Source organism: Kordia sp. (assembly GCF_045105435.1).
In the GTDB taxonomy this organism is placed as follows: Bacteria; Bacteroidota; Bacteroidia; order Flavobacteriales; family Flavobacteriaceae; genus Kordia.
The window spans coordinates 1-12,670 of the sequence record NZ_JBGCDL010000092.1 but is presented as its reverse complement, the minus strand read 5'-3'; the positions used below and the strand labels follow the sequence as shown (position 1 = coordinate 12,670).

10 protein-coding genes are annotated in these 12,670 nt (G+C 34.5%); 4 read left to right on the top strand and 6 right to left on the bottom strand.

Translation table 11 applies throughout. The annotated features are described in order from the left end of the window. Positions 1-36: 36 nt before the first annotated feature. On the bottom strand, positions 37-1,221 hold the full coding sequence (locus AB8B65_RS04330; protein WP_405299630.1) for a pyridoxal phosphate-dependent aminotransferase: 1,185 nt from the start codon (positions 1,219-1,221) through the stop codon (positions 37-39). Between the two features lie 207 nt (positions 1,222-1,428). Further along, entirely contained in the window at positions 1,429-2,475 is a 1,047-nt protein-coding gene (locus AB8B65_RS04325) for a fatty acid desaturase (RefSeq protein WP_405299629.1), read from the bottom strand. A gap of 120 nt (positions 2,476-2,595) precedes the next feature. On the opposite strand from AB8B65_RS04325, the gene rsmG reads away from it, so the two are divergent. Beyond that, positions 2,596-3,225: a 16S rRNA (guanine(527)-N(7))-methyltransferase RsmG gene (gene rsmG / locus AB8B65_RS04320; protein WP_405299628.1), complete on the top strand. Its 630-nt coding sequence runs from the start codon at positions 2,596-2,598 to the stop codon at positions 3,223-3,225. Positions 3,226-3,339: 114 nt separating this feature from the next. Here the strand turns inward: rsmG and AB8B65_RS04315 are convergent, their stop codons facing one another. Both AB8B65_RS04315 and AB8B65_RS04310 read right to left on the bottom strand, forming a co-directional pair. Then, complete coding sequence (locus AB8B65_RS04315) at positions 3,340-5,022, bottom strand: DUF6029 family protein (RefSeq protein ID WP_405299627.1); 1,683 nt, start codon at positions 5,020-5,022, stop codon at positions 3,340-3,342. A gap of 44 nt (positions 5,023-5,066) precedes the next feature. Further along, the gene (locus AB8B65_RS04310; protein WP_405299626.1) at positions 5,067-5,555 is read right to left on the bottom strand and encodes a TlpA family protein disulfide reductase; all 489 of its coding nucleotides are present in this window, start codon (positions 5,553-5,555) and stop codon (positions 5,067-5,069) included. Positions 5,556-5,786: 231 nt separating this feature from the next. On the opposite strand from AB8B65_RS04310, the gene AB8B65_RS04305 reads away from it, so the two are divergent. Further along, on the top strand, positions 5,787-7,106 hold the full coding sequence (locus tag AB8B65_RS04305; protein WP_405299625.1) for an Omp28-related outer membrane protein: 1,320 nt from the start codon (positions 5,787-5,789) through the stop codon (positions 7,104-7,106). Positions 7,107-7,324: 218 nt separating this feature from the next. Beyond that, entirely contained in the window at positions 7,325-7,477 is a 153-nt protein-coding gene (locus AB8B65_RS04300) for a hypothetical protein (RefSeq protein ID WP_405299624.1), read from the top strand. A gap of 84 nt (positions 7,478-7,561) precedes the next feature. Here the strand turns inward: AB8B65_RS04300 and AB8B65_RS04295 are convergent, their stop codons facing one another. Both AB8B65_RS04295 and pruA read right to left on the bottom strand, forming a co-directional pair. Then, positions 7,562-9,979, bottom strand: coding sequence for a T9SS type A sorting domain-containing protein (locus AB8B65_RS04295; protein ID WP_405299623.1), 2,418 nt, complete (start codon positions 9,977-9,979; stop codon positions 7,562-7,564). Between the two features lie 166 nt (positions 9,980-10,145). Continuing rightward, complete coding sequence (pruA, locus tag AB8B65_RS04290; protein WP_405299622.1) at positions 10,146-11,771, bottom strand: L-glutamate gamma-semialdehyde dehydrogenase; 1,626 nt, start codon at positions 11,769-11,771, stop codon at positions 10,146-10,148. Positions 11,772-11,981: 210 nt separating this feature from the next. Here pruA and AB8B65_RS04285 point away from each other — a divergent pair. Continuing rightward, the coding region (locus AB8B65_RS04285; protein ID WP_405299621.1) for an NRDE family protein at positions 11,982-12,670 on the top strand (689 nt) is incomplete at its 3' end.

Genomic DNA, 12,670 nt, shown 5'->3' with positions numbered 1-12,670 from the left:
AAGAAAACAGCTTTTATATAATTTATAAACGTTTTGTTAGTGCAACGCTTCTTTAATCTGTTGAATTGCTTTTCGTAATGCTGCTTCCGAAGCTGCATACGAAATACGAATGCAGTTTGGATTTCCAAATGCATCACCTGTTACGGTGGCAACTAAGGCTTCATCCAACAAATACAAAGAAAAATCAGTCGCATTGTTAATTGTTTTTCCACGTAAGGTTTTCCCGAAGAACGAGGAAATATCTGGAAATACATAAAACGCACCTTCTGGCACATTGATGTTAAATCCTTCAATTTCGCCTAGTAATTCTAAAACGATATCTCTACGCTTTAAAAACTCATCAATCATGTATTGAATTTTGTCTTTACTAGCTTCTAAAGCAGCAATTGTAGCACGTTGTGCAATACAGTTAGCGCCACTTGTTATTTGTCCTTGAATTTTGTTGCAAGCTCTCGCAATTTTTTCTGGAGCACCGATATATCCAATTCGCCAACCTGTCATGGCAAACGCCTTGGAAACTCCATTTACAGTGATGGTACGATCGTATAAAGACGGAATACGAGCAATACTGAAATGCTCGCTGGTAAAGTTGATATGTTCGTAAATTTCATCAGAAACTACATAGATATTTGGGTGTTTTTCCAACACAACTGCCAATGCTTTTAATTCCGCTTCGCTATATACAGAACCACTTGGATTGCATGGAGAGCTAAACCAAATCATTTTCGTTTTTGGTGTAATCGCGGCTTCCAATTGCTCAGGTGTCATTTTAAAATCTGTTTCAATAGACGTTGCTACTTGTACAGGAACACCTTCGGCTAATTTTACAATATCACTGTAACTTACCCAAAAAGGCGCAGGTAGAATAACTTCGTCGCCGTCATTCAATAAAACCATCGCTACATTTGCTAAGGACTGTTTTGCGCCCGTTGAAACAACTATTTGACTTGCGGTATAACTTAAGTTGTTGTCGCGTTTAAATTTATTGATAATCGCTTCTTTCAAATCGGCATATCCATCTACAGGAGTATAACTATTATAGTCATCGTTAATAGCTTGAATTGCGGCTTCTTTTATAAAATCAGGAGTGTTAAAATCAGGTTCGCCTAAGCTTAGCCCAATTATATTTTTTCCTTCGTTTCTCAATTCTCTTGCTTTTGCTGCCATTGCTAAGGTAGCGGAAGTAGACATGTTTAAAACTCTTTCTGATAATACTGACATTGTTGTGTGTTGTTTTTTGTTTTAATAGAACTGAATGCTGCGAAATTAGGTATTTTATAATTTAAGAAGAAACAAAGCAGTCACTAATTGTTCGGTTTTATGGAATGCCTTTGAGTTTTTATCTAAACACCATAAATTATGGATTGATTGTTACGGAAATAAAAAAAAGCCTGCGAAAAGCAGACTTTTTGTAAGTGATTGTATTTTTTAGTTAGCAACACGTACTTTTTCTAGTTTGTAGTATTCTCTAAACGAAATCATGCGTTGTTGTTCTTCATCCCAAAGTTTTAAAAACATCATTTTTAATCCATCTTTAAATGATAATGTAGTTACGTATTTGGATAAGATTTTATTTTCGGCAATACATTTTCTTAGGTTGTAGTTTGGAATTCTACTGTTTAAATGGTGAATATGATGAATACCAATATGTCCTGTAAACCATTCCATAACTCTTGGCAATTTTAAATACGTACTTCCTTTGATGGCAGATAGTAAAAAGTCCCAATCTTTCTTCCATTTTTTATACGAAAGCTCATGTTGGTGTTGTACATAAAAGAACCAAAAAGCAATAATTCCGAAGAAAAATAAGATGATGAATTGAACCGCAAAGAAGTTTGCCCAACCTACAAAGTATCCGATTATTAAATAGGGAATAATGATGATGAGGTTATCTTTTAGGAGTAATAAGGTTATTTTTTGCCATTTGTTAAATTGTAAGAACGGATATTTAGTTGTTACAATTAAATAGTATGCAGGTGCAATAACGAAGATTACGAGTGGACTTCTGAAAATTTTGTATTTGAATTTTCCCCACCAACTTTTTGAACGGAATTCTTTAACAGTTAATGTTGGTAAATCGCCAACTTGTCTTGTTTCTAACTGTCCGTTATGTGTGTGATGAAACGTATGTGTTTCTGACCAATATTTGAATGGTAGAAAGCTAAATACGCTACAAACGTATCCTATAATGTCGCTGGCTTTTTTTGATTTGATAAACGAACCGTGTCCACAATCGTGCTGAATGATAAAAATTCGCACCAAAAAAAATGCATTTAAAATTCCTAATAAAACGGTTAATGTTAAAGAAAATTCGAGTGTAAAGTACATTAATGTCCAAACTGCGATGAATGGTAAAAAGGAAGATGCTATTTGTCCAATAGCTTTCTTAGTACTTTTTTTCTTGTATTTAGATATGATTGATCTCCAGTTTTTTAGAGCCTCTTTGATTTCTTTATCGATATTTTGTTGCGTCATGGAGGGAACTTTTTAATCTTTAGAATGAATTCAAATTACTGTCGCAATATATTGCAAATATCGTAATTTGAAAACAATAAATTTACATAATCGCAAATAAAGAGTAGTTTTGCTTCAGATATGAAAATTATACAAAAATATTTTACAGGTTTAACAGAGGTTCAAGTGGAGCAATTTGAACAGTTAGAAACTTTATATAAAGAGTGGAATGCGCAGATTAATGTAATATCACGCAAAGATATTGACGAATTGTATATACGCCATGTATTGCACGCGTTGGCAATTGCAAAAGTACAATCGTTTGCATCTGGTTCGCGAATACTAGATGTTGGTACAGGTGGCGGTTTTCCTGGAATTCCGTTGGCTATTTTGTTTCCAGAGGTTAAATTCGTTTTGGTAGACGCCATCGGAAAAAAGATAAAAGTGGTAGAAGCAGTTGCTGAAAGTATTGGGTTGACAAATGTATCAGCACATCATCTTCGTGCAGAAAAAGTAAAAGGCGAATTCGATTTTATAGTGAGTAGAGCTGTCACAAACATGCCCGATTTTGTAAAGTGGGTTCGTAAAAAAGTGGCTAAAAAACAAAGACACGAGCTAAAGAACGGAATTTTGTATTTGAAAGGTGGCGATTTGACAGAAGAACTGAAAGATTTTCCAAAAGCAACCTTGTATGCAATTCCCGATTTCTTTGAAGAAGATTTCTTTGAAACGAAAAAAGTAGTACATCTTCCGTTAAAATATAAACCATAAAATAAAATCCCTTGTGCAATTTACACAAGGGATTTTCGTAGTTAGTTGGTTGGTTTGGTTATTGAGAGTTCTTTATATCTAAAATTAGATATTATTTCTTAGTATTATATATGTTTAAAATGCGGTTGTGATGTTGAAAGTAACACCTGTACTTTGTGGTACAAATCGGCAAACTCCTCCAACGCATACCAATCCACCACGTTGTCTTCCGTAGTTAATTGCAACTCGCGTAGCGCCTCTTGCATAACTACCTCCAACATTGTAAAAGTGAATTTGCTCGTCTTCATCATCATTTCCGTAATTGTAAATGTCGTTAACGTAAAATGATAATCTTGGTGTTACGTTAAATTCTAGTGTAGCTCCAGCCCAGTTTTTGTTGTCGTCTGGTGTCCATAAATGTTGTACTTCCGCACGAACCGATTGTTTTGAGTTGATTCGGTACGTTGTTTCTGCTACAGCAATATTTGAGTTTACTTCACCACGCTGATCTGTAATAAAACGTTGATTGTAATATTGATTTACATAGTAAAATATACTTTGCCATTTGCGATTCCATTTTTTACGAACTTCCAAGCTGTATTCTGTAAAGTATTTTTGACCGAAACCAAAATATTCTACTTCAGAATCTCTGTCTGTAAAGTTAAAATCACCTTTTAATCCTGCCCAATATGCAGCATTAAATGCGATTTTAGTTCCGTATTTTCCACCAATTGGCGTTCCTTTTTTGAAGTTATAGAAAACATCTACTTGTCCTCCAATTTCACCATACTTTAATAAAGATGGATCTGGAACGGAAATAGCAGGTTGTGCTTGATACACATAAATATTTGTCAATAAATAATCGTGTTGTTTTGTAAGTCCTGGTAAATAATTCATGATATTTTCATTGAATACATTTCCAGAAGCTTCTCTTTCAGAAAAGAAATTCATGTTTTCCAATCTTCTAAAAGTTGCGTCTATTCCTAATCCTTTTTGCGAATATCCTAAGTTTACTAAAAGTGCACTTCCAGATTCAGCAAAATTTTCAATATATCGTTGCGAGTTTACAATGGCATCTTCGCTTTTAGTAATATATTCTACACCAGAGTAGAATGAATTCCCAGAATAATCAAGTCGTGCAGAAAAGGCATTTGTTAATTCGTCAAAACCTGTATTTTGAAATTCTTCAGGAATATCTTCTTTTCTTCCAACATAACTAAATCCAGCTGAGACTGATGAAGTTTCTAATTTGAATAAATTTGTAAGATCAATTTCAGAATTAAATCCAAAAATTTCACCTTCCGACACTTCAAAACCATCACGTTGTCTAGCATACATTCCAGTGAATGACAATGCATCTGATGGATTGTACTTAACACGTCCACCTCTAAAAGAGTTATTAATTCCTAAAGGTCTGTTTTCCCATCCACGTAAAATAAGTCCGCTACCAAACTGCTCATAAAAATAACCAGCGGTAATCTCTAGTTTTCTCGTTTTATACATTGCATAATATTGTGCAATTCCAGAATCGTCTAATTTCGGAGAGTAGTTTAGTAAAGGCATTGGTGCATACGATTCAACTTGAATTCCTGCAAACCAATTTCCGTAGTTATAGTCTAATTTTAGGTAATTATTAGAACGTACGTGTTCGTCTTCGGCAAATTTTCCAAGCCCTGTATCATCATTATACCATTGTACAATTGATTCAAATCCACCAGTTAATGTGCCCCAGTCTTTCTTTTTTTCATCATCATCTTGTTCTTGTGCAAATGCAAAAGAGCAAGCCAATGCCAAAGAAAGGTATAGTAATTTCTTCATGTAATATATAGTTAGTTTAGTGTTTGGTTGGTCAGTTAACTTCTTTACTTTGCGTTTTTCTTAACTACATCATAAAGTTGATCTTCTGCACCAGGAAAATATCCAGTGTGGCGAAATACAATTTTTCCGTCCTTAATTACAATTACATGTGGAATTGTGGTAATGTTTAAAGAACGTTGTAAATCTTGATTTTCATCCAAGAGAATTTTATATTCCCAACCTTTACCGTTAATTAATGGCTTAATTCTTTTCTTGGTTCTAGCGTCATCAGTAGCAATTGCAATCAATTCAACGTTAGTTTCATCTTTCCAATCGTCATACACTTCGCTAATAGCATCCAATTCATTAATACACGGTACACACCAAGTTGCCCAGAAACTAATGATTTTTACACCCTTTTCTTGAGTGATTTCATTCATGTCTAATGAGCTACCATCTAAATTTTTAACCGTAATATTTGGTATTTCTTTTTGCGCATTTGCTTGTATTGTAAACATTAAGAATACAACAACAATGCTCATAATTGACTTCATATTTTTTAGTTTAATAGTGAGAATGCTGTAAATATATAAAAGCTTCCGTTAAAATAGCAAGAAAAATAAAATAAATCAATTTTTGCATTTTCCCCATATTCTCTATATAAGTGATAGGTTATTTGGTTGATTTGCTGTTTATTAGATTTTTCTTTTTTTTAACAGAAATTTAATATAAATTAGTCCCAAAATTATACCGTAAACCAAACTTTATAAACAAAAAAAAGTCTTATGAAAACAAAAAACATTTTTAAAAGCTTGTTTGTCGTATTTGCTTTATTCATGTATTCATGTAGTAGCGATTCAGATAACGACACAGGAGAACCAACAGACCCAGGTAATGGAGGATCAGGAATTACTTCTATAGTTGTAACTGCTAGTCAAACTTCAATTGAACTTGGAGGATCAGTGACTTTTACTGTAACAGCAAACGATGGATCAAACGTAACGTCAAGTTCTAGTATCTTAGTAAACAATAGTGCTATTACTGGTATAGAGTATACACCTACAGCTACTGGATCTTACCAAATTACTGCAAAAAATGGAAGTATTACTAGTGGAGCTATCAGTCTAGAAGTTACGCCGCCAGTTATTACTGCGTTAAGAGTAGAGAGTGCAGAAACAAGTATTAAAATAGGTGATACAGCTGATTTTACTGTTATCGGAACTGATGCTGGAGGAAACGATTATACAATTACTGATAGTGCTATGCTTACAGTAAATGGAAACGCAATTGCTGGAAACAGATATATGACACTTACAACAGATGATTTAGTAGTTACTGCTGATAAAGACGGTATTACTTCTCCGGTATTTAACTTACCAGTAGGAGATGATACTGCGCCAAGTATTTTTTCACAAAAAGCAATTGTTGAAGATTACACTGGAACATGGTGTGGATGGTGTGTTAGAGTTTCTGAGGCTATTACGTTGTTAGAGGCTCAAACAGATGATGCATTTGTTATTGCTGCACACATCGGAGATGGTATGCAAAACTCATATGGTCAGACTTTAGATGGTGTATATGTAACTTCTGGTTACCCAACAGCTGTTATTAACAGAGATGCAGTTTGGGCATTCCCAGAGCCAAGTAATATTGCTCAAGTAACAAATTTAGCATCTGGTAATACTACTTCAGGTTTATCTTTAAACTCAATGGTAGTTGGAAATAATTTACAAGTATATGTAAGCGCAGCTTTTGCTCAAAATACGTCAGGTGCCAAATTAGTAGTATTTGTATTAGAAGATGGTATTGTAGCATCACAAGCTAACTACACAACTTATCAAGGTGGAGTAGATCCACTTCCAAATTTCGTTCACAATCATGTATTAAGACATTCAATGACTAATGTATTTGGAGATGCTATTCCAAGTGGAAGTACAGCTGCAGGACAAAAGCATACGGAAGTATATGATATTCCTATGCCATCTAGTATTTCGGATAACACAAAAGTTTCTGTTGTTGCAATGATTGTTGGATCTGATGATAAGTTAATCAATGCAGCACGTTCTAAAACAGGAACAGCTGATGCAGATTTTGACTTTAACTAATAAATTAATTTTAATTAGCTAGAATTCTCTATAATTCTTTATATAAAAGCAGCCCAATGGGCTGCTTTTTTTGTTTTACTTATTTTATATTTTGGACTTTTATTATATTGTGGCTTATTTTTTACAGGTCTGATATGTAGTTGATTATGGTAAAACCGTAGTGAAGATTGTAGATGATTATTTACATTTAATTATTATTAACCCATAATTTTACTATCATGAAGAAAAGAACATTACAGAAAATCAGCTTAAACAAAAAAGTAGTTTCAAACTTTAAAGTAGAACAATTAAAAGGAGGAGCACTCAGCGATTTATGGCACCAAGATGGAGATGGATACTGGGTATGTTGTACTTTCTTCGGACCATGTTAAATATGTAAACTAATTTAACCATAAATAACAATAATTATAAAGAATGAAAAAAGCCAGTGTAAATTATGCACTGGCTTTTTGAATTTATTCAATGATAACTTTTTCTGTTTGAATATTATTATTGTATTTGAGTTGTAGTATATAAATTCCAGTTTGAAGTTCAATAGGTATTTCTATGGTTGATTGAATAGTAGTTTCTTTTACTTCTAATACGTTTCTACCTGAAATATCATATAAAGAAATATCTAGTTTGTTGATCAGTTTTTCTGTGCGTAGCTTTAAGTCGCTTTGAATAGGATTTTGAGATAATTGTATATAATTTTCTGAAGTGTACGATGGAGTGCTTAGTGTTGGAGAAACGATTTCATTCCAAGCAAATTGCACGTTTGGATCCGTTAAGATTACATGTCCTTCGTTGGTTGGCGGCATGTACCAAGCATCAAAAGGAGATTCGTTTTCTGTAGTTCCATTGTTTGGGTTTGGAATGGCATGCCAATTATTCTGATTTTTTAATCCCATGCTACTAATGGTAGGAATGAAGTTAAAATAATCGGTTTGTAATCCTGCAAAAAAGGCATCAATTGTGGGGTCGCCACCTGCAAAACTTCCAGATAAGGCTCCCAAATCGAACAATCCGCCCATAGCGGCATCAATTCCATTAGAATAGCTGTACGAGCGAGAATTTGCATCAGCATTAATATCGCAGAAACAAAGAAAAGGTGCGTCAATCCAAATGTTACTTACTTCGTCGTTGACGTTTGCGGCATGTGTGTACCAAACTTTTAAATGCGCATCTGTAAGCAATGCAACGCCATTTATAGTGATGTCAAGTACTTGTCTTCCTGGTACTATATCGCTGCCAGTTTTATCTTGATATGGAGCACCATTTCCACTTCCATTAATGATGGAAATTTTGCGTAAATTTTCAGGGAAACCAGAAGTTGTTAAGTTGTTTATTCGATCAAAAAATAAATCATGAAAAGGATGTGCAGTTGGTAAAACAATGCTATTATCAAACTCAGCAATTTGTCCATTTTGTAAATGTGCTTCCATATGATCCGTTAGCATTTGCCTAGCTGCAGGCGATTTTAACATGCCGTCTACAATAGGACGTAACGATTCTACACTGAAATCTCCAACCCACGTATCTAATCCGTATGCGAGATAATTGAATAAGTGCTGAAACCCAATTGGAACATTGGCGCCTAAATGTGGAGAATCAAACGAAACCCATAAACGTGTGTCATGATCTTGAGAAGCTTCACTTTCCATATAATTTAAAGCATATCTTGAAATCAATCCGCCCATACTTGGACCAATAATTACATTTTCCTCGTTTCCTACTTTTTGACTGTTTATAGTATTGATCAATTCTACCAAAATCATTGCATTGCGTTCAATATAATCGGCTCCGCCATCAACTAAAGTACTTCCTGCTGGATAATCATTTTCATCAATAATCATATCTCCATTTGTATCAGTAACTGTACTTAGAAGCTGTAATGTATTATTAGCTAACCTTAAATATTGAGGGAGATTTAAAATAATAACATCAAAATCTTCTTCAGCGCGAATGCGATCTGCTAAATTTTGCGTCATTCCGTTCGTATCTGTATAATTAAGTAAATCATATACAGCGCTGATATCTCTTGTGTCACTTGGATCAAAACCATCAATAACAATGATTGGTTTAACTATGTCAGTATTGTTCGCGCCTAAAAATACTTGATATTCTCCCATGCCAGCAAAACTTGTTGCACCTGAGTAGATTGATAAATCGGGACTTATGGAAGCTGTGATTGCTTGCGGATTTTGTTGATTTTCTGTTTGAATACTTCCATGAACAATCAGTTGTGATGTAGTTGTCCTTTCTTCTCCAGAAGTAAACTGTACTTTAAAAGTTAATTGCTTCTCGCCAGCATTGTTATAGTTGATTGGTATTGGTGTATTGAAATTTACAGATTGAAACCCATTGCCATTGTCAAAATCTATAAAGAGTTGTGAAATATTCGTTTCCGCGTCAGCGTTAAACAAAGTGCTATCTGCATAAAAAGTAGTTTGCAGTCCATGTTTATGAATACTTAACGGTGCAATAATAAGCGCTGATTTTTGTTGAAAAACACTTTCAGAAGCCTCTTGTCGAACCTTATGTATGTTATTTTCTAGAATGATGTCATTATTTGTGATAGCTTCTGGATTAATGATTTCATACTCAGCATATATTCCGCCAATTTTTATGGTTTCATTATATGAAGTAATACGCATGTTATTTTCTATAGAAAGAAAAGGTGTTGTTTTGCCAGCATGTGCCAGTTCTTTTGAAGCTTGCAATAGACTGTGCATGCTATTGTAATTAGCATCATTTTTTAATACAGAAAAAGGTGCTGTTTCTGTAATGAGTGTCTCTGTTTGTTTAGGAATTGCATTTAATTCAACATAACCACTATTCACTTGCGCAAAAAGGCAAATTGGAAAGAAAAGAAAAAGTAATTTCAACTTCATTGTAAGATTATTTAGGGGTTAAAAAATCGCAGAAAATTAACACATTTATTGCGAAATACGAATTTTAAGCCCTTAAATATTGAATTCCTTAAAATTAGCAGTTCTTAGAAACGAAAAAAGCTGAAGATGTTGGTCTTCAGCTTTTCCGTAATGTATATATGATAATTTATCCTAAAAATGGATATCTATAATCTATTGGTGTTACGAACGTTTCTTTAATTAATCGTGGAGAAACCCAACGTAACAAGTTCTGTGCAGAACCAGCTTTGTCATTCGTTCCAGATGCTCTTGCGCCACCAAATGGTTGTTGTCCAACAACAGCACCAGTTGGTTTATCATTTACGTAGAAGTTTCCAGCACAATTTTCTAAAGCTTTTGTAGCTTCATCAATTGCATAACGATCTCCAGAGAATACAGCACCTGTTAATGCATATTCAGAAGTTTCGTCAACTAACTTTAACGTATCTGACCAATCTGCATCGTCATATACATAAACAGTCATAACAGGGCCAAATAACTCAGTTTCCATTGTTGTGTATTTTGGATCTGTCGTTACAATTAAAGTTGGTTCAATAAAGTATCCTTTCGATTTGTCATAGTTTCCACCAGCAATAACCTCTGCATTGGTGTCTGCTTTTGCTTGATCGATGTATTTGGCTAATTTGTCAAATGAACCTTCATGAATTACCGCTGTAATGTAGTTGCCTAAATCACCAGGAGAACCCATTTTAAAAGAAGCGATATCTTCTTTAACGTAATTCAGTACTTCGTCAGTAATTGACTTTGGTAAATAAGCTCTTGAAGCTGCACTACATTTTTGTCCTTGAAATTCGTAAGCACCACGAGAAATTCCTGTTGCAACTTGCTTAGGATTCGCACTTGGATGCGCAACAATGAAATCTTTTCCTCCAGTTTCACCAACAATTTTCGGGTATGTTTTATAGGTGTGAATGTTGTTTCCAATTTTCTTCCAAAGTTCTTTAAATACATACGTAGAACCTGTAAAGTGAACTCCAGCAAAATCTGGACTTTCTAAAACAGTGTCTGTAATCATTACAGGATCACCATAAACAACGTTAATTACACCATCTGGTACACCGGCTTCTTTAAAAATATCTACAATTACTTTTGCAGAGAAAATTTGGCTGTCACTTGGTTTCCAAACAACAGTATTTCCCATCATTGCGGCACTCGCAGGTAAATTGGCTGCAATTGCTGTAAAGTTAAAAGGTGTAATTGCGTATACAAAACCTTCTAATGGTCTGTATTCAACACGATTCCAAATTCCTTCTGCTGAGTCTGGTTGCTCTTCATAAATTTGTGACATAAACTCCACGTTAAAACGTAAAAAGTCAATCAACTCACAAGCTGCATCAATTTCTGCTTGGTGTACAGTTTTTGATTGTGCAATCATGGTAGAAGCATTAATTTTTGCTCTATAAGGTCCGGCAATTAATTCAGCAGCCTTCAAAAAGATCGCTGCACGTTGTTCCCATGTCAATTGCGCCCATTTTTTTCTAGCTTCTAAAGCCGTTTCAATAGCTTGTGTAACATGCTTTTTTTCTGCCAAATGGTATGTTCCTACTACATGTTTATGATCATGTGGTGGCGACATCGTATTGGTATTTCCTGTTTTAACTTCGTCACTTCCAATATACATTGGCACATCTACATTTCCGTTAAAATATGCTTCATATTGCGCAGTAACAGCAGCTCTTTCAGGAGTTCCAGGTGCATACGACTTTACTGGCTCATTGATGGCTGTCGGAACTTGAAAAAATCCTTTTCCCATAGGTGTTATATTTTATAATGTTTTGATTAGATTTTAAGGTGCAAAGATACAAAAAAAAAGCACCTTTAGATCGAAAACAATTTTAGATCGTTTTTAGGGTTTTGCAATGAATTGTGACTTATCTTCTGTAAAATTATACGATTCGCAATTTACATGCATATCTTCTGAAAATTTTGTAAGTTGTTCATTCAAATACAAACCAAATTTATAATGTGTACAGTCAGTTTTATCTATAAAGGAAATGATGAATTTGTGCTTACTTCCAGTCGTGACGAATCGCCAATGAGAGAAACAAAAAAGCCAGCACTATATTCCGTTTCCGATACAAAACTGGTATTTCCGAAAGATGCAATTAGTGGCGGCACTTGGATTGGAATGAGCGCTCAAAAACGAGTGGTTTGTTTGCTAAATGGTGGATTTGAAAAACACAGACGTTTACTTAGATATCGTCACAGTCGCGGAATTGTAGTACATGATTTTTTGACTGCAAAAAACATTAAAGAAACCATCGCAAATTACAATCTGCATTTAATAGAACCTTTTACGGTCATTATTGTAGACTGGAACAACACTTTAGAAGTGCTTGAATTTGTTTGGGATGGCGCACAAAAGCAGCTGAAATCATTGTCATTGCAAACGCCACACATTTGGTCGTCTTCGATGTTGTATACAGACGAAATGAAACAATTACGTATCGATTGGTTTAAAACGTTTCAGCAAAAAGAAGAACTGCACGCAACTTCATTGCTACAATTTCATAAAACCGCAGGAAATGGCGATGCGAATGTGGCTGTTATGATGGATCGGTTTGTGGTGAAAACAATCAGTATAACACAAATTGAAAAAACGACAGATACGCTATCGATGTATTATCACGACTTGCTAAAAGATGAAGAAAG

Bases quoted from the DNA above. Each gene is read 5' to 3' on its own strand.
- AB8B65_RS04315 (WP_405299627.1), bottom strand. From the start codon at position 5,022: ATGAAGAAATTACTATACCTTTCTTTGGCATTGGCTTGCTCTTTTGCA.
- AB8B65_RS04310 (WP_405299626.1), bottom strand. From the start codon at position 5,555: ATGAAGTCAATTATGAGCATTGTTGTTGTATTCTTAATGTTTACAATA.
- AB8B65_RS04295 (WP_405299623.1), bottom strand. From the start codon at position 9,979: ATGAAGTTGAAATTACTTTTTCTTTTCTTTCCAATTTGCCTTTTTGCG.
- AB8B65_RS04325 (WP_405299629.1), bottom strand. From the start codon at position 2,475: ATGACGCAACAAAATATCGATAAAGAAATCAAAGAGGCTCTAAAAAAC.
- AB8B65_RS04330 (WP_405299630.1), bottom strand. From the start codon at position 1,221: ATGTCAGTATTATCAGAAAGAGTTTTAAACATGTCTACTTCCGCTACC.
- AB8B65_RS04300 (WP_405299624.1), top strand. From the start codon at position 7,325: ATGAAGAAAAGAACATTACAGAAAATCAGCTTAAACAAAAAAGTAGTT.
- pruA (WP_405299622.1), bottom strand. From the start codon at position 11,771: ATGGGAAAAGGATTTTTTCAAGTTCCGACAGCCATCAATGAGCCAGTA.
- rsmG (WP_405299628.1), top strand. From the start codon at position 2,596: ATGAAAATTATACAAAAATATTTTACAGGTTTAACAGAGGTTCAAGTG.
- AB8B65_RS04305 (WP_405299625.1), top strand. From the start codon at position 5,787: ATGAAAACAAAAAACATTTTTAAAAGCTTGTTTGTCGTATTTGCTTTA.